A 20,236-nucleotide genomic window follows, 5' to 3' on the forward strand; every position below is an offset into this window, starting at 1 on the left:
GGCGATCGGCTCGACCTCGACGGCGGCCCCGCCGCCGTCGGCGCCGATCACGTGCGGGGGCGCCACGCGGCGGCGCACTGCGGTCGGCGACGCCGACTCGGCGGCGGGCGCGGCGGCGGCGGGCTCGGCAGTCTTCCGGCGACGCGGCGGCGGGGCCGGCGCCGCGGCGGCCGCCTCGCGCTGGGCCCGTTCACGCTTCTCCCGCTCCCAGCGCGCGCGGATGCGCGACACCTGGTCGTCGGTCAGCAGCGTCAGGTGGGAGCGGACCGGGACGTCCATCTTCCGGAGCAGGTCGATGACCTCCTCCGTCGTGATCCCGAACTCGCCCGCCATGTCGTGCACACGAAGCTTGCTCAAACCATCCTCCTGATCCGCTCCCGCCGGACGACCGACCGCACCGCGCGGCCGCTCACCCCTCGGGGCGCGCCCCACCGGGCGCGCCGTTCGCGTCGCCCCCCATCGGGGACGCGCCGAGCATTCGTTGTATGCCGTTGGCGAGGTTCGGGTCCAGCACCCCGACCACCGCCGTCGCCTCCCGTCCCACCGCGTGCCCCAGCGCCGAGGCGCCGGGGCCGTCCACCACCGGCACCCCGCGCGCGCGGAGCAGCGGCCGCACCTTCTCCAGACTGTGCCGCGAGGCGTCGGGCGCGACCACCGCGAGGACCAGCGTCCCCTTCAGCGCCGCCTCCCGCACCCGCTCCACCCCGACCACCGCCCCCCGTCCCCGCACCCCGAGGCCGAGCAGGCGGAGCAGCCGGTCCTGCGTCATCCCGTCCATGCTAGCGCCGGCCGCCGATCGCGCCAGCGCTCAGGCGCCCGGCTGCTCGTCCTGCGTCCCCTCGTCCTCGGTCGTCAGCTCGTCGATCAGCCCCATGAGCCGGTCGGCCTCGGCGGGCGCGATCCCGGGCAGCTTGAGGAAGTCGTCGCGCTCGAGGTCGAGGATGTCGTTCAGCGTGCGGTAGCCGCCCGCCTCGAGCACCGCCACCACCGCCGGGTCGATCCCCGCTATGTCGGCCAGCGCCACGTCCTGCTCCTCCTCGCCCCCGCCCGCGAACATCTGCTGGTCGCCGCCCTTCTCCAGCCACTCGCGGCTCGAGTAGAGGTCGATCTTCCAGGCGGTGAGCTCCGAGGCCAGGCGGACGTTCTGCCCGTTGCGGCCGATGGCCAGCGAGAGCTGGTCCTCGTCGACGATCGCCTGGATCGTCCGCGAGCCGGCGTCGCTGAACACCCGCGCGACCTTGGCCGGGGCGAGCGCCAGCTTGGCGAAGCGCTCCGGGTCGGCCGACCACGGCACGATGTCGATGCGCTCCCCGCCCAGCTCGTTCACCACGGCCTGCACGCGCGCGCCCTTGAGCCCCACGCAAGCGCCGACCGGGTCGACCGCGTCGTCGCGCGAGAACACGGCGATCTTGGTGCGGCTCCCGACCTCGCGCGACGCGGCGCGGATCTCGACGATCCCCTGCTGGATCTCGGGGACCTCGAGGCGGAAGAGCGCCTGCACGAACAGCGCGTCGGAGCGGCTGAGGATGAGGCGCGGCCCCTTGGGGGTGTCCTCGACCCGCTTCAGCACCGCGCGGATCGTCTCGCCCTGGTGGTAGTGCTCGCGGTGGTTCTGCTCCCGATAGGGGATGATCGCCTCCGCCTCGCGGAACCGGTTCAGCATGACCACGAGCTTGCCGCGCTCGATCTGCTGGACCTCGCCCGAGAGCAGCTCGCCGACCTTGGTCGAGAACTCGTCCTTGATGCGGGTGCGCTCGCCCTCGCGGACGCGCTGCACGATGCGCTGCTTGGCCGCCTGCACGGCCGCGCGCCCGAACTCGGAGAACGGGACCTCGCGCTCGAGGATGTCGCCGACCTGGAACTCCTCGTCGAGCGCGCGCGCCTCGTCGAGCGAGACCTCGCGCGCGGGGTCCTGCGGCTCCTCGACCACGGTGCGCAGCAGGACGACGCGGAGCGTGCCCGTGTCGTCGTCGATGTCGACCTCCGCCTGCACGGTGGGGCCGTACTTCTTCGCCAGCGCCGCCAGGATGCCGTCCTGCAACAGCGCGTACAGCTCGGTGCGATCGAGCTGCTTGCTGTTCGTCAGCTCGCGAATCGCGGCGAGGATCTCAGCCGAAGCGACCATCCAGGGGACTCCTCTATTTATTCCAGTGGAACGCGAGCCGGGCCTGGCTGACCTCCGCCAGGGGGACGCGGTGCTCGGCGCCGCGCTCGTCGCGCACGACCGCCACCTCCGTCCCGGGCTCGCCGTCGAGCGCCACGATCGTCACCTCCGCCTTGCCGGCGGGCAGCGACGGTGCGGTGACCACCGCCGGCTGCCCGACGAACCGCCGCCAGTCGTTCGGCCCGCGCAGCGGCCGCTCGATCCCCGGCGATGACACCTCCAAGACGTACTGCTCCCCCACCAGCCCATCCGCCTCGAGCCGCGCCTCCACCGCCCGCGAGACCCGCGCACAGTCGTCCACCGAGACGTGCGCGCCGTCTCGACGCTCGACCCGCAAGTCGAGCACCGGACGGCGCTTGGAGCCCCGGCGTCGGAGCTCGAACAGCTCGAACCCGAGGGTCTCGAGCTCCGCGGTGACGGCGTGTTCCAGTGCGTCGGGCAATATCGGACGGCGAGTTACGGCAACAAAAAATGTGGGGCACCCTCCCCCACATTCAACGGCGCGGTTTCCCGGCCGAGGCGCAATACTAAGGTAGACCGTGGCTTAGGGCGCGTCAAGCCGACGCGGTCCGGCCCGCCTCACCCCGCTTCACGCCGCGTCGGCCACCAGCACGCCCAGCTGCCGCCCGCCGTCGCCCGCGCGGTGCGAGAACAGCCGGTCGTTGTCGCACCGCGTGCAGAGCGCCGTCGCGTGCACGTCGCGCACGCCGAGGGCGCGCGCCTGGTCGGCCAGCACGTCGTGCAGCGCGACGGTCGTCGGCCGGTCGACGGCGCGCCCGGTGAGCTGCTGGTAGACGTCGGGGCTCACCTCGTAGCAGCGGCCGCACACCGCCGGCCCGAGCAGGACGCGCAGCTCCGACGGGCGCCGCCGCAGCGCCGCAAGACGCCGCACGGCGACGCCGAGGATCCCCGCCGCCGTCCCCCGCCACCCGGCGTGCAGCATCGCCGTCGCCCCCGACGGGTGCGCCACGTAGACGGGCACGCAGTCGGCGACGGTGACGGCCATCGCGGTCCCGCGCTCCGGCGACAGGTGGCCGTCGGCCGCCGAGGCGCGCAGCCAGCCGGCCCACCCCGGCACGTGGTCGACGACGTCGGCGCCGTGGACCTGGTGCGCGGTCGCGAAGCGCCCCTCGCCGTGCGGGAAGAGGTGGCGCTGCAGCTCCGACCAGCGCCCCATCACCGCCGCCACCGGCTCGTCGGCGGCGTTCGAGAACGAGCCGGCCGCGCGCGTGGTCGCGAGGGCGCGGATCCCCCACTCGGCGAAGACGTCGGCGGCCAGGTACCGGCCGTCGCCGACGGGCGCGAAGTCGCTCACCGGCCGCTCAGGACGTGCGGCGGTCGCCGACGCGCTCGATCCGCGCGCCGAGCGCGTTCAGCCGCTCGTCGATCCGCTCGTAGCCGCGCTCGATCTGGCCCACGTTGTTGATGACGCTCGTCCCCTCGGCGCACAGCGCGGCGAGGAGCATCGCCATGCCCGCGCGGATGTCGGGCGACTCCAGCGTGGTGCCGCGCAGGCGGCTCGGGCCCGAGACGATGGCGCGGTGCGGGTCGCAGAGCACGATGCGGGCACCCATCCCGATCAGCTTGTCGACGAAGAACATCCGCGACTCGAACATCTTCTCGTGCATCATCACCATCCCCTCGCACTGCGTGGCGGTGACGATGGCGATCGACATCACGTCGGCCGGGAACGCGGGCCACGGTTGGTCGCTGATCGTCGGCACGTGGCCGCCGAGGTCCGCCTGCACGAGACGCGACTGCGAGGCCGGGATGATCAGGTCTTCGCCCTCGGTGCGGCACTCGATGCCGAGGCGCGCGAAGCCCATGAGCGTGGAGCGCAGGTGCTCGACGCCCGCGCGCTCGACGCGGAGCTCGGAGCGCGTGACGGCCGCCAGCCCGATGAACGAGCCGACCTCGATGTGGTCGGGGCCGATGCGGTGCGTCGCGGGGCCGAGGGTGGCGCCGCCGTGGATGGTGAGCTGGTTGGTGCCGATCCCCTCGATCTTCCCGCCGATGGCGACCAGGAAGTGCGCGAGGTCCTGCACGTGCGGCTCGCTGGCCGCGTTGCGCAGCACGGTCGTGCCGCTCGCGAGCACCGCGGCCATCATCGCGTTCTCGGTGCCCGTGACGCTCGGCTCGTCGAGGAACACGTCGGCGCCGCGCAGCCCCTTCGGCGCCTCCATCTCGATGACGTCGGTGAGGTCGTAGCGCGCGCCGAGCTGCTCGAGCGCCAGGAAGTGCGTGTCGAGGCGCCGGCGCCCGATCACGTCGCCCCCCGGGGGCGGGAGCGTCACGCGCCCGCAGCGACCGAGCAGCGGGCCGGCGAGCAGGATCGAGCCGCGGATCTTCTTCGACAGCTCGCGGTCGATCCCGGCCGGCGTCACCGTCTTGGCGTGGATCTGCAGCGTGTTCCGCGCGGTCCAGTCGATGGACACGCCGAGCGACCGGACGAGCTCCACCAGCGTCTCGAGGTCGCGGATGCGCGGCACGTTCTCGAGCGTCACCGGGTGCTCGGTGCACAGCGCGGCGGCGACGATCGGGAGCGCGGCGTTCTTGTTCCCCGACGGGCGGATGCTGCCGGAGAGCGTGCGCCCTCCCTCGACGATGAACTGGACGGCGGGCGTGGCGGACATGCGCTCGAGGGGTGGGCGGAGTCGACTGCGGGCCGCGCTTCCTTGACATCGGCCCGACGCGCCGGGTACGATAGCCGCCCAATGCCCCGTCCCAAAGGGATGCGGCGCCCGTCGCGAGGGGCGCGGCGACGCGACGTGCGGGGGCCGGTGGCCCCGCCCTTGCACCGGCCTCGGCCGATCGACCCCGACCGGTGGCGGCACCGACCGGTCCTCCTTCTCCCCTGCCCCATCGGCCGATGCTGACCTCGACGGCGCTGGCGAGCGCCGGCGTCTGGGTGCTGGCCCAGGCCACGGTCCTGGGCGACACGGTGGTGATGAAGCAGGCGCCGAGCGATCCCGGGTGGTTCGAGCAGACCACCCAGATCCTCGACGCGGTGCTGACGCTGACGTTCATCGCGCTCGCCGCGGCGGTGATCCCGGCCGCCTGGAACTTCCGGCAGAGCTACAAGAAGATCAGCGACCTGCTCGACCGGGTGTACGCCGACGTCAACCCGATCACGCACCACGTCAGCCGCATCACCGAGAACGTGGACTACGTCAGCACGGCGATCCGCGGCGACGTGCAGCGGGCGAGCGCGCTGGTGAACGACGCCGAGCGCCGGCTGCAGCGCGCGGTGGAGCGCGCCGAGCTGCGGGCGCGCGAGCTGGAGGCGCTCCTCGAGGTGGCGCAGGGCGAGGCCGAGGACACGCTGGTGACGGCCGACGCCGCGGTGCGCGGGCTGCGCGCGAGCGTCGCGTCGCTCGGCGACACGCTCGGCGAGGCGCTGCTGGTCCCCTCGCGCCCGCCGCGCGCCGCCCGCCGCGTCGCGCTCGCCGACGAGCCGGCCGGGCTCACCGGCGACCTGCTGGACGACGAGTTGCTGGACGAGGAGCCGCTGCTCGCCGCGACGCCGGCGCCCGGCGGCGCGCGCCGCGTCTCGGCCGCCGACGCGCTGCGCGCGCGCGCGGAGGCCGAGGCGATGGCGGACGCCGACGACCTGCTCGACCTGCCCTACGACGACGACCTGGAGGAGGACCCGACGGATGCCGACGAAGACGATCTCCGCGGCGACGCGCCGGAGCGACCGCGCGTTCGACCGCGACGTGGACGTGCGTGACGAGGAGGAGACGATGACCGACGACGACCGCCCGCAGGCCGACCTGCTCATCGCCGCCCTCCTCGGCGCCGCCGTCGGCGCGGGGCTCGGGCTCCTGGTGTCGCGCGCCATGGTGGACGACACGCCCGCCGTGGTGCGCCTGGCGCGCAACGCCGGCCGCTCGGCCCGCAAGGCGGTGCGCCGCGCGCCCAGCCTGTCGGACGCCGGCGGCGCCGTGGGCGAGGTGCTCTCCGACGCGCGCGGCGCGATGGAGCGCGCGGTCGACCGCGAGCTGCGGCAGCTGAAGCGGGCCATGCGGCGGCGGCGCCGGGAGCTCGGGCTCTGACGCTCGGGCGGGGCGCGACGGCGTTCCCGCTCGGCGTGCTGCTGGCGCTGCTCGGGATCGCCCTGCTGCCCACCGACGCGTGGGCGTGGACGCCGGGGACGCACGTCTTCCTCGGCGAGGCCGTGCTCCGCTCGCTCCCGCTCCTCCCCGGCCCGGTGGCCGAGCTGCTCGCGGCCTTCCCGTACGACTTCCTGTACGGGTCGATCGCCGCCGACACCAGCATGGCCAAGAAGTACGCGCCGGTGGGGCGGCACTGCCACGCGTGGCACGTCGGCCAGGAGATCGCCGAGCGGGCCGCCGACGAGCCGCTGCGCGCGTTCGCGCTCGGCTACCAAGCGCACCTGGCCGCCGACGCGGTGGCGCACAACTACTTCGTGCCGCGGCAGCTCGCCATCACGGCCAGCACCGCGGCGCTGGGCCACTCCTACTGGGAGAGCCGGTTCGAGACGCACCTCCCGGTCGGCGCCAGCCGGCGCGCGCGCGAGCTGATCCTGCGCGACCACGCGCGCGCGGACGACCACCTCGACCGGATCCTTAGCCCCACGATCTTCAGCACGCCCACCAACCGGCGGATCTTCCGCGGGATGGTGCACGTCGCCGACAGCGAGTCGTGGCAGCGCGTCTTCGCGCTCGTGCGGGAGAACAGCCGCTGGGACCTGGGCGACGAGGAGGTCGGCCGGCACCTCGTGCGCTCGTTCGACTACATCGTGGACTGGCTGCGGCGCGGCGAGTCGTCGGAGCCGTACCGGCTCGACCCCTCGGGGGACGAGCCGCTGCGCATGGCCAAGCGGGTGCGGCGCGGCGCGCTGCGCGCCGGCGGCGCCGACGCGGCGATTGCGGAGGCCGACCGCCGATTCGGCCTCCCGTCGTCGACGCTCACCTTCGCGGCGTCCCTCGCGCACCCGCTGTTCACGCCCGGCGTGCGCGAGGCCGAGCGGCGGATCTGACCGCGGCGTCGGGCCGCGACGCGGTCAGCCGGCGGCGCGCTCCGCCAGCAGCGCGTTGACCTTCTTCGGGTCGGCGCTCCCCTTCGACGCCTTCATCACCAGCCCGACCAGGAAGCCCTGGAGCTTCTGGTCGCCGGCGGCGAAGCGCGCGGCCTCCTCCGGGTTGCCCGTCCACACCTCGTCGACCCAGGCGCGGAGCTGCGCGTCGTCGCTGACCTGCAGCAGCCCCTCGCGCTCGGCGACCAGCTTCGCCTCCTCGCCCGTGCGCGCCATGGTGCCGAACACGCGCGCGGCGGCCGAGCGGCTGACCGTGCCGTCCTGCACCAGCCGGAGCAGCGCCGCGAGGTCGAGCGGGCGCACGACGCGGGCGAACTCGGCGAGCGTGCGCCCGCTGTCGTTCAGCTCCTTCAGCACGTCGCGCATGACCCAGTTGGCCGCCGCCTTCGCGTCGCCGCTGCCGTGGGCCACCGCCTCGAAGTAGTCGGCGAGCTGCGGGTCGGCGGTGAGCACCTCGGCGTCCTTGGCGCCGAGCGCGAACTCGTCGCGCAGCCGCGCGCGCCGCGCGGCCGGCAGCTCGGGGAGCGCGGCCCGCTGGACGTCGATCCACTCGCCGGTGAGCAGCAGCGGCGGCAGGTCGGGGTCCGGGAAGTAGCGGTAGTCGTGGCTTCCCTCCTTCGACCGCGCGGGGCGGACCTCCTGGCGCGCCTGGTCCCACAGCATCGTCTGCTGCTCGACCTTCCCGCCGCCGTCGACGAGGGCGCACTGCCGCGCGAACTCGACCTCGAGGGCGCGCTCGACGCCGGAGAACGAGTTGACGTTCTTGATCTCGGTCTTGGTGCCGAGCGCCGTGTCGCCGCGGCGCCGCACGCTGACGTTCGCGTCGACGCGCAACGACCCCTCCTCCATCGACGCCTCGCTCGCGCCGACGTACTGGATCAGCTGGCGCAGCGCGCGCAGGTAGGCCCCCGCCTCGGCGCTGGAGCGCAGGTCCGGCTCGCTCACGATCTCGACCAGCGGCGTGCCGGCGCGGTTCAGGTCGATCGCGGTGGCGTCGGCGAAGCGGTCGTGGACCGACTTCCCCGCGTCCTCCTCCATGTGCACGCGGGTCACGCGCACGGCGATCGGCGCGCCGTCCTCGTCCTCCCCGATGACCACCTGCCCCTCGGTCGCGAGCGGGCGGTCGAACTGCGAGACCTGGTAGCCCTTCGGGAGGTCGGGGTAGAAGTAGTTCTTGCGGGCGAAGATCGAGACCGGGTGCACGGTGCACCCGAGCGCCAGCGCGGCGCGCGTCGCCAGCTCGACCGCCCGCGCGTTGAGCACCGGGAGCGCGCCGGGGAGCCCGAGGCACACGGGGCACGTGTTGCGGTTCGGGGCGTCGCCGAAGCTCGTCGGGCAGTTGCAGAACAGCTTCGTCGCCGTGTCGAGCTGCACGTGCACCTCGAGGCCGACGACCATCTCGTAGCGGTCGCCGCGGCTCATGCGTGCGCCGCCGCGCCGAGGGCGCGCTCCAGGGCGTAGGCCGCGCGGAACATCGCCGGCTCGCCGAAGTGCGGGGCGATCAGCTGCCCGCCCACCGGCAGCCCGTCGACGCGGCCGACCGGGACGCTCATCGCCGGGACGCCGGCGAGGTTCGCGGTCACGGTGAAGATGTCGCTGAGGTACATCTCGTACGGGTCGCTGAGCGCGCCCAGCGCGAACGCGGGCGTCGGGGTCGTGGGCGTGAACAGCAGGTCCGCCTTCTCGAAGGCGTGCGCGAAGTCGCGCGCGATCAGGCCGCGCACCTCCTGCGCCTTGCGGTAGTAGGCGTCGTAGTAGCCCGCCGAGAGCACGTACGTCCCGAGCAGGATGCGCCGCGTGACCTCGGGGCCGAAGCCGCCCGATCGCGTGCGCTCGTACAGCTCGCGCAGGTCGCCGGCCGGCGCGCGCGTGCCGTACCGCACGCCGTCGAAGCGCGCGAGGTTGCTCGACGCCTCGGCGGGGGCGACGATGTAGTAGGTCGGGATCGCCAGCTCGGTGTGCGGCAGCGAGACCTCGACGATCTCGGCGCCGGCGCCGCGCATCGCGTCCACGGCGGCGTCGAGGCGCGCGCGCATCCCGGCGTCGAGCGACTTCGGGAAGTACTCCCTGGGCAGTCCGATGCGCAGCCCCGCGAGCCCCTGCCCGTCCGCGGCGCGGTAGTCGGGGACGTCGAAGTCGGCGCTCGTCGCGTCGTGCGGGTCGCGGCCGGCGATCGCCCCGAGCGCGACGGCCGCGTCGTCGACGGTGCGGCCGAAGACGCCCACCTGGTCGAGCGACGACGCGAAGGCGACGAGCCCGTAGCGGCTGACGCGCCCGTACGTCGGCTTCACGCCGACGATGCCGCAGAACGCCGCGGGCTGGCGCACCGAGCCGCCGGTCTCGGAGCCGAGGGCGACGCGCACCGCGCCCGCCGCGACGGCGGCCGCCGAGCCGCCCGACGAGCCGCCGGGGACGCGCCGCACGTCGTGCGGGTTCCGCGCGGGGCCGTACGCCGAGTGCTCGGTCGACGAGCCCATCCCGAACTCGTCCATGTTCGACTTGCCGACGACCACCGCGCCGGCCGTGCGCAGCCGCGCCACCGCGGTCGCCTCGAACGGGCTGACGTAGCCCTCGAGGATGCGCGAGCCGCAGGTGGTCGGGAGGCCGAGCGTCGCGATGTTGTCCTTCACGACGACCGGGACGCCGGCGAGCGGCAGCCCGTCCGCCCCCCTCGCCCGCCCGTCGACCTCGATCGCGTCGCGCTCCTCGGCGTCGACGTCGGACCAGAGCACGGCGTTCAGCCCCGACGGACCGAGGTCGAGCTCCGCGCTCCGCGCGCGGGCGGCGCGCACCGCGTCGAGCGCCGTCGTGCGGCCGGCGCGCACCGCGCGGGCCAGCGCCGCCGCGCCGAGCCGCGCCGCCTCGGTCGGGCCCACGACTCCTCCGCGGCGCCGGCGTCGGCGTGGGTCGCCAGCCGCGGCACGAGGAAGAAGCCGTCGCGGGTGGACGGCGCGAAGTCCTCGCGCGGGCGCGCCAGCGCGTACGGCTCACCCCCGTCGGCGCGCAGCGGCATCCCGCCGCTGCCGACGCCGTGCACGGGGTCGTGGTCGATCGTCTTCACGCGGCCGAGCGCCTCCATGTGCCCGAGGATCGCCGACAGCTCGCGCGCCAGCGCGGGGAGGCGCTCGTCGGGCACGCCGAGGCGCGCCAGCGCGGCCACGTGCCGCACGTCGTTCTCGGAGACCGCCACGCTCAGTCCACCTCGGGTTCGAGTCGCGCCTTGCCGACGACGAGCGTCTTGCGCCCGATCTCCTCGTCGTCGAAGTCGATGCGCACCTTGGCGTCGGGGCCGGAGCCCGCCAGCTCGGCGATAGTGCCGACGCCGAACTTGTCGTGCCGCACGCGCATCCCCGGGGCCAGGCGCACGCCTTCCGTCTCGTCCTCGGGCGCCACGCCGCCCGGGCGCCGCTTCATGCTCGGCGGCATCGTCCCGATGGACACCGGCGTCCCCGGGCGGCGCACCGACGGCTTCTGCTCGTCGAGCCACGAGAAGTCCTCGCCGACGTCGGCGATCGGCGCCTTGCCGCCGCGGTCGTCGCGCTGACCGCCGGCGCCGCGCGACGACCACGACGAGTTGCCCCACGAGCGGTCGCCGCGCTCGGAGCGCCCGCCGCCGAGCCCCGCCACGAACGCGCGGCCGGAGCTGCGCGCCTTCATCGTCAGCTTCTTGTCGAACAGGCCGGGCGCCAGCCCGTCGAGGAAGCCCGACGGGCGCGACGCCATCTTCTCGCCGTTGCGCAGCCGCTGCTCGGCGTGCGTGAGGTACAGCTTCTCCTCGGCGCGCGTGATCCCGACGTAGAAGAGTCGGCGCTCCTCCTCCAGCTGCTTCGGGTCGTCGTAGGCGCGCGCGAGCGGGAAGAGGCCGTCCTCCAGCCCGGTGATGAACACCACCCGGAACTCCAGCCCCTTGGCGTTGTGCATCGTCATCATCGTCACCGCGTCGGCGTCGGTCGCGAGCGCGTCGACCCCGGCGACGAGCGTCGCCTTCTGCAGGAAGTGGTCGAGCGGCGTCAGCCCAACCTCCCCCCCGTCGTCGACCACCGTCTCGGCGGCGCCGTCGATGAGCGAGCGCACGTTGTCGCCGCGCTCCTGCCAGTCGGGGCCCTCGTTCTTGAGGTGGTCGCCGTACTTGATCGCCTCCACCAGGTCGCGCAGCAGCTCGTCGACGCCGACGTTGGGCGCCTGGGCGCGCAGGCGGTCGATGACCGCCACGAACTCGGCGAGCGCGGTGCGGGCGGCCGGGCGCAGCGCCTCGAGCACCTCGGCGCGGCGCGCGGCCTCGAGCAGCGGGACGCCGAGCGCCGCGGCGCGCCCCGCGAGCTGGTCGACCGAGGTGTCGCCGATCCCGCGCTTGGGGACGTTGACCACGCGCCGGAACGCCTCCCCGTCGGACGGGTTGGCGATCAGCTTGAGGTACGCCATCAGGTCGCGGATCTCGCGCCGGTCGTAGAAGCGCACGGCGCCCACGAGCCGGTACGGGTATCCGCGGCGGCGCAGCGACTCCTCGAGCGAGCGGCTCTGCGCGTTGGTGCGGTAGAGGATGGCGAAGTCGCGCAGCACGCGCCCCTCCCCCGCCCGGCGGGCCGCGATCTCGTCGACGACGAAGTCGGCCTCGTCGCGGTCGTCGAGCGCGCCCACCAGCGCGACGCGCTCGCCGGCCGGCCGCGTCGCGCGCAGCGTCTTGCCGCGGCGGCCCGCGTTCTCGGCGATCACGAGGTTCGCCAGCTCGAGGACGTTGGGCGTCGAGCGGTAGTTCTCCTCGAGGCGCACGACGGCGGCGCCCGGCCACGTCTTCTCGAAGTCGAGGATGTTGCGGATGTCGGCGCCGCGCCAGCCGTAGATCGACTGGTCGTCGTCGCCGACCACCATCACGTTCCCCAGCTCGCCGCCGAGCAGGCGGACGAACTCGAACTGGACGTGGTTGGTGTCCTGGTACTCGTCGACCAGCAGGAAGCGGAAGCGGCGGCGGTAGCCCGCGAGCACGTGCTCGTGCTGGCGCAGGATCTCGACCGGGAGCGTCAGCAGGTCGTCGAACGTCACCGCGTTCGCCTGCCGCAGCGCCGGCTCCATGTCGGGGTAGATCTTGGCGACCGTCTTCGCGAACGGGTCCATCGCCAGCTCGCCGTACTCGCTCGGCGACACCAGCGCGTTCTTGGCGTCGGAGACCGCCGACAGGATGCTCTTCGGCGCGACCTCCTTCGGCTGGATCCCGTGCTTCTCCATCACGCGCTTGACGGTGTTGAGCGCGTCGTCCTCGTCGTAGATGGTGAAGCTGGGGGTACGCCCGACGAGGTGCGCGTGCGAGCGCAGCAGGCGCGCGCCGATCGCGTGGAAGGTGCCGACCCACATCCCCGCCGGCTGGTAGCCGAGCAGCCGGGCGATGCGGTCGCGCATCTCGCCGGCGGCCTTGTTGGTGAAGGTCACGGCGAGGATCTGCGTCGGCTCGACCCCGTGGTGCTCGACGAGGCGGGCGACGCGCGTGGTGAGGACGCGCGTCTTCCCCGAGCCGGCGCCGGCGAGCACCAGCGCCGGCCCCTCGAAGTGGAGCACGGCCTCGCGCTGCGCGGGGTTGAGGCCGGCGAGCGGGTCGCGGGCGGCGGACGGGGTCGGGTGCGGCGGCTGCATCACGTCAAGATAACGTCGAAGGTCGCCCCGCGGTCGCTCGGCACCAGGGCGATGCGCCCGCCGTGGTTCTCCTCGACGATGCGCCGCGCGAGCGACAGGCCGATCCCCCAGCCGCGCTCCTTGGTGCTGAAGCCGGCGTCGAAGATGCGCCGCCGCAGCTCGCGCGGGATGCCGGGGCCGTCGTCGGCGACCCGCAGCCGCACGCCGCCGTCGGCCAGCCGCTCGGCCGACACGTCGATGCGCCCGCCGCGCCCGGCGAGGGCGTCGACCGCGTTCTTGGTCAGCGCCTCCAGCACCCACTCGAGCAGGACCGCGTCTCCCTGCACCACGATCCGCTCGTCCGGGCGGTGCGCGGCGATGGTCACGGCGGCGGTGCGCGTCGGCACGCGGCGCCGGAAGTAGCCGACGATGCGGTCGACGATCAGCGTGACGTCGACGTTCTCGCGCTTGGGCTCGCGGCCGATGCGCTCGAACCGGTGGGCGACGCGCTCCAGCCGCTCGAGGTCGGCCTTCATGCTGTCGACCGCCGAGCGCAGCATCGGCTTGGCGCGAGCGCCCTGCTCGGTGACCTCGTCGTCGAGCAGGTCGATCCACCCGCTGAGGCTGGAGAGCGGCGTCCCGAGCTGGTGCGCGCTCTCGCGCGCCATCCCGGCCCACACGTGCTCGCGCTCGGCGCGCCCGCGCACGACCAGCGCGTACACCCCGGCGAGCAGCAGCGCGCCCAGCAGCCCGGCCTGCAGCAGCGGGATGATCTGCAGCCCCTCGACCAGGTCGCTGTACCCGAAGTACACGACCGTCCCGCCCTCGACGTCGCGCACCGGCGTGTTCTGCCGCGACAGCTGGTCGATGTAGGCGCGGGTGCGCGGGTCGTTGTAGTCGTCCCCCCACGGCAGGTTGAGCCCCCCGGTGGGGACGCCCTCCGCGTTGGTCTGCACCATCGGGACGCCCGACTGCTGCAGCTGGTAGATCACGTCCTGCAGCGCCGCCGCGGCCACCGCCTGGTTCGGGTCGGCCTGCGCCCGGAAGACGCGCTGCAGGATGATCGTCTGGCGGCGCTCCGCGTCGCGGATGCGCGTCAGGACCTGCTGCGTGTAGTACAGGTTCCAGGCGACCAGCGCGACGATCCCGGCGACGACCAGGACGACGGGCGCGCGCCGGCGCATGCGGGTCGCGCCCCGCTCAGGGCGCGGCCGCCGCCGGGCGCAGCGCGTCGGTGCCGGCGTACGGGTGCAGCACGGGCGGCAGCGCCACCGAGCCGTCGGCCTGCTGGTAGTGCTCCAGCAGCGCGGCCACGATGCGCGGCAGCGCGAGCCCCGACCCGTTGAGCGTGTGCACGAAGCGCGGCTTGTCCTTGGGCGCCGGGCGGTAGCGGATGTTCGCCCGCCGCGCCTGGAAGTCCGTGAACACGCTGCAGCTCGACACCTCCAGCCACTTGTCGACGCCGGGCGCGTAGACCTCGAGGTCGTACGTCTTGGCGCTCGAGAAGCCGGTGTCGCCGGCGGCGAGCAGCTTCACGCGGTACGGGAGTCCGAGGCGCTGCAGCAGCGTCTCGGCGTGCCCGGTCAGTAGCTCCAGCTGCGCCGCCGAGTCCTCCGGGGTGCTGTAGCGCACCAGCTCGACCTTGTCGAACTGGTGGACGCGCTGGATCCCGCGCGTGTCCTTCCCCGCCGACCCGGCCTCGCGCCGGAAGCACGGCGTGTACGCGGCGAACGCCATCGGCAGCTGCGCCGCGTCGAGCACCTCGTCGCGGTACAGGTTCGTCACCGGCACCTCGGCGGTCGGAATGAGGAACAGGTCGTCGTCCCTGATGGCGTAGGCGTCGTCCTCGAACTTCGGGAGCTGCCCGGTGCCGGTCATCGTGGCCCGCGTGACGACGGCGGGGGGCCAGACCTCCTCGTAGCCGTGCTCCGCGGCGTGCACGTCGAGGCACCAGTTGAGCAGCGCGCGCACGAGGCGCGCGCCCTGTCCGCGGTAGACGACGAAGCCCGAGCCGCTGACCTTCACGCCGCGCTCGAGGTCGAACAGGCCGAGGCGCGCGCCGACGTCCCAGTGCGGCTGCACCCCGTCGGCGCGGCGCGGCGTCCCCCACTCGCGCACGACGACGTTGGCGTCCTCGCCGCCCTCGGGGACGTCGGGGAGCGTGACGTTCGGCAGCTCGATCAGGATGGCGCGCAGCGCGTCGTCGGCCGCGGTGGCGCGCGCCTCGAGCGCCGCGATCGACTCGCCGAGCGCGCGCCCCTGCGCGATCAGGTCGTCGGCGTTCTCGCCGCCCTTCTTGCGGCGCGCGACCTCGGCGCTGCCGGCGTTGCGGGCGGCCTTCTGCTCCTCGACCTGCTGGATGAGCGCGCGACGCTCCTGCTCCAGCGACGCGAGGCGGTCGAGCTGCGGGGCGAGGGCGTCGAGCGCGCCGCGGCGGCGCATCGCCTCGCGCAGCGCGTCGGGCTGCTCGCGGACGAGCTTCAGGTCGTGCATGGGCGCCGGGGGTTCAGTCCTTGGGGACCCCCGCGGTCAGCCCGCGGAAGCCGCAGTTCGGGTTGTTCCGCACGCGCAGGTGCACCGCGCCGGTGCCGCGCGCCACGCTGTCGACCACCAGCTTGGCGTGCATCGACGACGTGCCGGCGCAGTAGAGCCCCGACGTCGACACGCCCTGCGCCTCGACGATGACGGTCTGCCCGGCGGTGACGACCTGCAGCGAGTCGAAGCGGTACCCCGAGTTCGGCGCGATGTCGAGCGCGTCGAAGGCGGTGCCGGTCACCTGGAACCCCGTGCGCGGCGAGCCGCCCGGCGGCGACGCGACTAGGCGCGCCGGGTAGAGCAGCACGCGCCCCTGCGCGTCGGTGTCGAACGCGATGTCGAAGTTGGGCGCCACCCCGCCCCGCAGCGCCGGGCGGACCGCCGAGCGGCCGAACAGGTCGAGCGCGGTCGGGAAGAGCGACTGGCCGCCGCGCAGCGGGTACACGACCACCGTGTCGAGCGACGTCTCGAGCGTGGCGCGGATCGCGAACGGGTCCTCCCCGCCGCACGCGGCGGCCAGGAGCGCGGCGCCGGCCACGGCCGCCAGCGCCCCGCCCCGGCTGCGGACGGGGGCGGCGGCGGGGCGCGACGGGAGCGGGGCGGACGACGGCATGAGCGGCGCGGAGGCGGGAAGTCGTAGCGGTGGCGAAGGATACCCCCCCGGAACGGCGGTTTCAACGGACGCGCCCGGCCCGCCGCGGGGTCGCGCGCCGTGCCCGCGCTTCGCTTGACGCGTCTTCTCCGGGTCTCTTACGTTCGCACCGCGCGCGCCCGCCGGGACGCGCCCGTTCCCCGTGCCCGTCCCATGCCCACGCTGCGCGACCTGATGGAGACCCTGCACGCGCGCCCCGACGTGGCGAGCGCCGTCGTGCTGGGCCGCGACGGCCTGCTGATCGACGCCGCCGGCCTGTCGGCCGCGGACGCGGAGCACGTCGCCGCCGTGGCCCCCGGCATCGCGCAGGGCGCGGACGCGATGGGCGCCGCCACCGGCGACGGCCCGCTCGGCACCGCGGTGCTCGAGCTGGGGCGCGGCCTCGCGGTCGTCAGCGCGCTGTCGTCCGACGTCCTGCTCGTCGTGCGCCTCGCGCCCGACGCCGCGCCCGGCCCGCTGGTGCGCGAGCTGCGCCGCCACCGCGCCGCCCTCGCGGCGCTGGTCTGACCATGGCGGAGCCGCACGACGCGCCGGCGACCCGGCACGTCCTCGTCGCCGACGACGAGCCGCACATCGGGCGCATCATCAAGATGAAACTGGAGCAGGGCCCCTTCCGGGTCTCGCTCGCGCACGACGGGCAGGAGGCGCTCGACCTGCTGGAGCGCGCGGGCGACGTCGACCTCGTGCTGCTCGACCTCATGATGCCGGTGAAGAGCGGGCTCGACGTGCTCGCCGAGCTGCGCGCGGACGAGCGGTACCGCGACGTGCCCTGCATCATCCTCACCGCCGCCGGCCAGGAGCAGCAGTACCGGCAGGCGATGGCGCTCGGCGCCACGGACTTCATGACCAAGCCGTTCAGCCCGAAGAAGCTCTACGCGCGCACCGCCGAGCTGGCGGGCGTGACCGACACCGAGGGGACGGGCGCCGCGTGAGCACCTGGGCGGTGATCCTGGCGGGGGGGGTGGGCTCGCGCTTCTGGCCGCTGAGCACCCCCGCCCGCCCCAAGCAGCTCCTCCCGCTGGTGGACGGCGAGCCGCTGCTCGCGAACACGCTCGCCCGCCTGGCGCCGCTGGTGCCCGCCGAGCACACGCTCGTGCTGACGAACGCGTCGCTGGTGGCGCCGATCCGCGCGCTGGCGCCGGAGCTCCCGGCGGAGAACGTGATCGCCGAGCCGGCGCGCGCGGGGACGGCGGCGGCGCGCGCGGTCTCGACGCGCGAGGTCGCGCGCCGCGTCGACGGCGACGCGGTGATGCTGTGCGTGCACGCGGACTGGGCGATCGGAGACGCCGACGGCTTCCGCGCCACGCTGCAGGCGGCGGCGCGCGCCGCGGCGGCGCACCGGAGCCTGGTGACGGTCGGGATCGTGCCGACGCGCGACGACCCGGGGTTCGGCTACATCCAGCCGGGCGACGCGGTCGAGCCGGGGGTGCACCGCGTCGCGCGCTTCGTCGAGAAGCCGTCGCGCGAGCGCGCCGCGCGGATGCGCGCCGACGGCTTCCTCTGGAACTCGGGGATCTTCGCCTGGCGCTCGGGCGACTTCCTCGCCGAGGTGGAGGCGCGCTGCCCCGAGGTCGCGCCGGCGCTGCGCGCGGCGGGCGACCGCGCCGACGACGCGGCGATCCGCGACTTCTTCGCCGACGTGACGCCGGTCGCGGTGGACGTCGGGGTCATGGAGCGCAGCGACCGCGTGCTCGTGCTCCCCGGCGACTTCGGGTGGGACGACGTCGGCACGTGGGGGGCGCTGTCGCGCGTGCGCGCGCTCGACGCCGACGGCAACGCGGCGAGCGGCGCGACGCACCTGCTCGACGCGCGCCGCAACGTGGTGCACGCCGACGGGAACGCGGTCGTGCTCTACGGGGTAGAGGGACTCGTCGTCGTCACCGGCCCCGGGCTCACCCTGGTCACCACGGTCGACCGATCGAGCGACCTCAAGACGCTCCTCGACACCCTGCCGCGCGACCTCGCGGCAGGCGGCTGACCGCCCCCCTCCCGTGGCCTCCCTGCACCTCTACGACGACGCGACCGCGCGCGCGTTCGAGCCGTTCGCCCTGACCCGCCCCGCGGGCGAGCTGCGCGCGGGCGCGCTGCTGGTCCGCGAGCGCTGGACGATGGCGCTCGGCATCCCCGCGCAGGGCTTCGTGGGCGCCCCGCACCTCGCGACGTTCGAGGAGCTGGAGGCGCCGCCCGCGTCCCCCGCCGAGCTGCCGGCCGGGACGCTGCTGGTGAACACGCGCTGCGCCCCGGCGCTCGACGGGATCGACCCGGACGCCGACGCCTGGGCGTGCGAGGGGCGGCTGGCCGCGGTGCGCCTGCGCGACCCCCTCCCGGTCGAGCGGCTGGCCGGCGGCGCGCTCGCGCTCGAGGCGCTGCTCCCCGACGGCGCGCGCGCGACGCCGATCCGCGGGTGGTGGCTCGACGCGGTGTGGGACTACGTCGGCCGCCTCACCGCGATGCTCGCCGACGACCTCCCGCGCCTCGGCCACACCATCGAGGTCACGCGCCACGGCGCGACGGTGCTCGGCACGCACCCGGTGTTCGTCGAGGCCGGCGCCACGGTCGAGCCGTTCGTGGTGTTCGACGTGAGCGCCGGCCCGATCATGGTGCGCCGCGGCGCGCACGTGCTCGCCTTCACGCGCGTGGTCGGCCCGTGCTACGTCGGCGAGGACTCGATCGTGACGGCCGACAAGGTCGCGGCGTGCTCCATCGGCGAGCAGTGCCGCGTGCACGGCGAGATCAGCACGTCGATCCTCGTCGGCCACGCCAACAAGGCGCACGACGGCTTCGTCGGCCACTCGATGCTCGGGCGCTGGGTCAACCTCGGCGCCGGCACCACGACGAGCAACCTGAAGAACACCTACGGCACCGTCGCGCTGTGGACGCCGGCCGGGGTGGTGGACACGGGGCTGCAGTTCCTCGGCACCCTGTTCGGCGACCACGCCAAGACGGGGATCGGGCTCCGCCTGACGACCGGGAGCGTGCTCGGCGCCGGCGCGAACGTCTACGACCGGATGCCGCCCAAGGCCGTCGCGCCGTTCGCGTGGGGGGGCGCGGTGCCGTACGAGTCGTACGACGTCGAGAAGTTCGTGCAGGTGGCCGCGCGCGCGATGGCGCGCCGGCAGGTCACGCTCGGCGAGCGGGGGGCGCAGGCGCTGCGCGCCGCCCACGCGCGCGGGGCCGGGCTGCGCGTCGAGCTGGCGCGCGGCTGAGGGCCGTCCCGTGCGGCTCTGGATGCTCGGCAGCGGCAGCAAGGGGAACGCCGTGCTCGTGGAGAGCGGCGACACCCGCGTGCTGGTCGACGCCGGCTTCTCGGCGCGGCGGCTCGCCGAGCTGCTCGGGCAGGTCGGCATCCTGCCGCAGTCCATCGACGCGCTGCTGCTGACGCACGAGCACTCGGACCACGTGTCGGGGGTCGCGACCGCGGTCAAGCGGTGGCGCTGGCCGGTGTACGCGACCGCCGGCACCCTGCGCGGCGCCGCCGACCTGCTGGGCCCCGCGACGACGCACGCCGTCGCGCCCGGCGACCGCTTCACCGTCGGCGCGCTCGGCATCGAGGCCTTCCGCACCTCGCACGACGCGCAGGAGCCGGTGGGATTCGTGGCGACGTCGCTGTACTCGGGGACGCGGGCCGCGGTGGTCACGGACCTCGGGCGGGCGACCGACGAGGTGCGCCGGGCCGTCGAGCGGGTGGACGTGCTGGTGCTCGAGTCGAACCACGACGAGGGGCTGCTGGAGTCGGGGCCGTACCCGTGGCACCTGAAGCGCCGCGTCGCCGGGTCGCACGGGCACCTCAGCAACCGCGCCGCCGGCGAGCTGGCGACCGGGTGCCTGCACCGCGAGCTGCGGCACGTCGTGCTCGCGCACCTGAGCGAGACGAACAACGTCCCCGCGGTCGCGCACGAGTCGATGCAGCGCGTGCTCAGGCGCTCGCGCTTCCGCGGGGCGCTGCACGTGGCGCCGCAGCACGGGATCGTCGGCCCGTTCGGCGACGTCGGGGGGCTCGGGGGCCAGCTGTCGCTCGGCCTCTGAGCGTCGGCCGCACGCGAAACGGGGGCGCTCCGCAAGGAGCGCCCCCGTTCCGTCGTCCGAGCGCTGGGCTCAGTACATCCCGCCCATGCCGCCGCCCGCGGCGGGCGCGGCCGGCTTGTCGTCCTTCTTCTCGACGATCAGCGCCTCGGTCGTGAGCAGCAGCCCCGAGATCGAGGCGGCGTTCTGCAGCGCCGTG

General features: G+C 74.6%; 21 protein-coding genes. 8 read left to right on the top strand and 13 right to left on the bottom strand.

From position 1 onward, the window contains the following. From PYV61_RS06135 to murA, 6 genes are all read right to left on the bottom strand, one after another. Positions 1-357, bottom strand: a 357-nt coding sequence (locus PYV61_RS06135) for a translation initiation factor IF-2 N-terminal domain-containing protein (RefSeq protein WP_275829390.1), incomplete at its 3' end; no start/stop codon positions are given. A gap of 52 nt (positions 358-409) precedes the next feature. Beyond that, positions 410-769, bottom strand: coding sequence for a ribosomal L7Ae/L30e/S12e/Gadd45 family protein (locus PYV61_RS06140; protein WP_275829393.1), 360 nt, complete (start codon positions 767-769; stop codon positions 410-412). Between the two features lie 39 nt (positions 770-808). After that, the gene (gene nusA, locus PYV61_RS06145) at positions 809-2,125 is read right to left on the bottom strand and encodes a transcription termination factor NusA (protein ID WP_275829395.1); all 1,317 of its coding nucleotides are present in this window, start codon (positions 2,123-2,125) and stop codon (positions 809-811) included. Positions 2,126-2,138: 13 nt separating this feature from the next. Further along, positions 2,139-2,606 carry a ribosome maturation factor RimP gene (gene rimP, locus PYV61_RS06150; RefSeq protein ID WP_275829396.1) on the bottom strand — a complete coding sequence of 156 codons (468 nt, stop codon included), beginning with the start codon at positions 2,604-2,606 and terminating at the stop codon, positions 2,139-2,141. 147 nt (positions 2,607-2,753) lie between these two features. After that, positions 2,754-3,479: a polyphenol oxidase family protein gene (locus PYV61_RS06155; protein WP_275829398.1), complete on the bottom strand. Its 726-nt coding sequence runs from the start codon at positions 3,477-3,479 to the stop codon at positions 2,754-2,756. Positions 3,480-3,486: 7 nt separating this feature from the next. Next, positions 3,487-4,797 carry a UDP-N-acetylglucosamine 1-carboxyvinyltransferase gene (gene murA, locus PYV61_RS06160; RefSeq protein ID WP_275829400.1) on the bottom strand — a complete coding sequence of 437 codons (1,311 nt, stop codon included), beginning with the start codon at positions 4,795-4,797 and terminating at the stop codon, positions 3,487-3,489. A gap of 236 nt (positions 4,798-5,033) precedes the next feature. On the opposite strand from murA, the gene PYV61_RS06165 reads away from it, so the two are divergent. From PYV61_RS06165 to PYV61_RS06175, 3 genes are read left to right on the top strand one after another with little or no spacing between them, the layout of a single operon-like run. Further along, positions 5,034-5,894: a hypothetical protein gene (locus PYV61_RS06165; protein WP_275829401.1), complete on the top strand. Its 861-nt coding sequence runs from the start codon at positions 5,034-5,036 to the stop codon at positions 5,892-5,894. Continuing rightward, the gene (locus PYV61_RS06170; protein ID WP_275829403.1) at positions 5,881-6,219 is read left to right on the top strand and encodes a hypothetical protein; all 339 of its coding nucleotides are present in this window, start codon (positions 5,881-5,883) and stop codon (positions 6,217-6,219) included. Before PYV61_RS06165 ends, PYV61_RS06170 begins: the two co-directional genes overlap by 14 nt. 35 nt (positions 6,220-6,254) lie before the next feature. Then, positions 6,255-7,166, top strand: a complete 912-nt coding sequence (locus tag PYV61_RS06175) for a zinc dependent phospholipase C family protein (RefSeq protein WP_275829405.1) — start codon at positions 6,255-6,257, stop codon at positions 7,164-7,166. 24 nt (positions 7,167-7,190) lie between these two features. Here the strand turns inward: PYV61_RS06175 and gatB are convergent, their stop codons facing one another. From gatB to PYV61_RS06210, 7 genes are read right to left on the bottom strand one after another with little or no spacing between them, the layout of a single operon-like run. Next, complete coding sequence (gene gatB / locus PYV61_RS06180; protein WP_275829407.1) at positions 7,191-8,645, bottom strand: Asp-tRNA(Asn)/Glu-tRNA(Gln) amidotransferase subunit GatB; 1,455 nt, start codon at positions 8,643-8,645, stop codon at positions 7,191-7,193. Beyond that, positions 8,642-10,015 carry an Asp-tRNA(Asn)/Glu-tRNA(Gln) amidotransferase subunit GatA gene (gene gatA / locus PYV61_RS06185; protein ID WP_345785215.1) on the bottom strand — a complete coding sequence of 458 codons (1,374 nt, stop codon included), beginning with the start codon at positions 10,013-10,015 and terminating at the stop codon, positions 8,642-8,644. Before gatA ends, gatB begins: the two co-directional genes overlap by 4 nt. Further along, the gene (locus tag PYV61_RS06190) at positions 9,961-10,413 is read right to left on the bottom strand and encodes an Asp-tRNA(Asn)/Glu-tRNA(Gln) amidotransferase subunit GatC (protein ID WP_275829409.1); all 453 of its coding nucleotides are present in this window, start codon (positions 10,411-10,413) and stop codon (positions 9,961-9,963) included. Before PYV61_RS06190 ends, gatA begins: the two co-directional genes overlap by 55 nt. 2 nt (positions 10,414-10,415) lie before the next feature. Then, complete coding sequence (locus PYV61_RS06195; RefSeq protein ID WP_275829411.1) at positions 10,416-12,848, bottom strand: UvrD-helicase domain-containing protein; 2,433 nt, start codon at positions 12,846-12,848, stop codon at positions 10,416-10,418. Then, entirely contained in the window at positions 12,848-14,011 is a 1,164-nt protein-coding gene (locus PYV61_RS06200) for a HAMP domain-containing sensor histidine kinase (RefSeq protein WP_275829413.1), read from the bottom strand. Before PYV61_RS06200 ends, PYV61_RS06195 begins: the two co-directional genes overlap by 1 nt. Before the next feature lie 16 nt (positions 14,012-14,027). After that, complete coding sequence (serS, locus tag PYV61_RS06205) at positions 14,028-15,320, bottom strand: serine--tRNA ligase (RefSeq protein WP_275829415.1); 1,293 nt, start codon at positions 15,318-15,320, stop codon at positions 14,028-14,030. A 13-nt stretch (positions 15,321-15,333) separates the two neighbouring features. Then, positions 15,334-15,975, bottom strand: a complete 642-nt coding sequence (locus PYV61_RS06210) for a hypothetical protein (protein WP_275829417.1) — start codon at positions 15,973-15,975, stop codon at positions 15,334-15,336. Between the two features lie 192 nt (positions 15,976-16,167). Between PYV61_RS06210 and PYV61_RS06215 the strand changes: the two genes are divergently transcribed. Genes PYV61_RS06215 through PYV61_RS06235 form a run of 5 tightly spaced genes read left to right on the top strand, consistent with a single transcriptional unit; the run spans position 16,168 to position 20,040 of the window. Next, a complete protein-coding gene (locus PYV61_RS06215; RefSeq protein ID WP_275829419.1) occupies positions 16,168-16,521 on the top strand; it encodes a roadblock/LC7 domain-containing protein in 354 nt (117 codons plus the stop codon). 2 nt (positions 16,522-16,523) lie between these two features. Then, a complete protein-coding gene (locus PYV61_RS06220) occupies positions 16,524-16,946 on the top strand; it encodes a response regulator (RefSeq protein WP_275829421.1) in 423 nt (140 codons plus the stop codon). Then, entirely contained in the window at positions 16,943-17,992 is a 1,050-nt protein-coding gene (locus tag PYV61_RS06225; protein WP_275829423.1) for a mannose-1-phosphate guanylyltransferase, read from the top strand. The genes PYV61_RS06220 and PYV61_RS06225 overlap by 4 nt, the downstream gene beginning before the upstream one ends. A 13-nt stretch (positions 17,993-18,005) precedes the next feature. Continuing rightward, the gene (locus PYV61_RS06230) at positions 18,006-19,220 is read left to right on the top strand and encodes a putative sugar nucleotidyl transferase (protein WP_275829425.1); all 1,215 of its coding nucleotides are present in this window, start codon (positions 18,006-18,008) and stop codon (positions 19,218-19,220) included. Positions 19,221-19,230: 10 nt separating this feature from the next. Then, complete coding sequence (locus PYV61_RS06235) at positions 19,231-20,040, top strand: MBL fold metallo-hydrolase (protein ID WP_275829427.1); 810 nt, start codon at positions 19,231-19,233, stop codon at positions 20,038-20,040. Positions 20,041-20,236 lie beyond the last annotated feature (196 nt).

It is taken from the genome of Roseisolibacter sp. H3M3-2, from assembly GCF_029211165.1.
GTDB lineage: Bacteria > Gemmatimonadota > Gemmatimonadetes > Gemmatimonadales > Gemmatimonadaceae > Roseisolibacter.

What these genes read in the sequence shown, in the direction of transcription:
- PYV61_RS06140 (WP_275829393.1), bottom strand. Translation starts at nt 769, where the DNA reads ATGACGCAGGACCGGCTGCTCCGCCTGCTCGGCCTCGGGGTGCGGGGA.
- nusA (WP_275829395.1), bottom strand. Translation starts at nt 2,125, where the DNA reads ATGGTCGCTTCGGCTGAGATCCTCGCCGCGATTCGCGAGCTGACGAAC.
- murA (WP_275829400.1), bottom strand. Translation starts at nt 4,797, where the DNA reads ATGTCCGCCACGCCCGCCGTCCAGTTCATCGTCGAGGGAGGGCGCACG.
- PYV61_RS06165 (WP_275829401.1), top strand. Translation starts at nt 5,034, where the DNA reads ATGCTGACCTCGACGGCGCTGGCGAGCGCCGGCGTCTGGGTGCTGGCC.
- gatB (WP_275829407.1), bottom strand. Translation starts at nt 8,645, where the DNA reads ATGAGCCGCGGCGACCGCTACGAGATGGTCGTCGGCCTCGAGGTGCAC.
- PYV61_RS06195 (WP_275829411.1), bottom strand. Translation starts at nt 12,848, where the DNA reads ATGCAGCCGCCGCACCCGACCCCGTCCGCCGCCCGCGACCCGCTCGCC.
- PYV61_RS06200 (WP_275829413.1), bottom strand. Translation starts at nt 14,011, where the DNA reads ATGCGCCGGCGCGCGCCCGTCGTCCTGGTCGTCGCCGGGATCGTCGCG.
- serS (WP_275829415.1), bottom strand. Translation starts at nt 15,320, where the DNA reads ATGCACGACCTGAAGCTCGTCCGCGAGCAGCCCGACGCGCTGCGCGAG.
- PYV61_RS06210 (WP_275829417.1), bottom strand. Translation starts at nt 15,975, where the DNA reads ATGCCGTCGTCCGCCCCGCTCCCGTCGCGCCCCGCCGCCGCCCCCGTC.
- PYV61_RS06215 (WP_275829419.1), top strand. Translation starts at nt 16,168, where the DNA reads ATGCCCACGCTGCGCGACCTGATGGAGACCCTGCACGCGCGCCCCGAC.
- PYV61_RS06220 (WP_275829421.1), top strand. Translation starts at nt 16,524, where the DNA reads ATGGCGGAGCCGCACGACGCGCCGGCGACCCGGCACGTCCTCGTCGCC.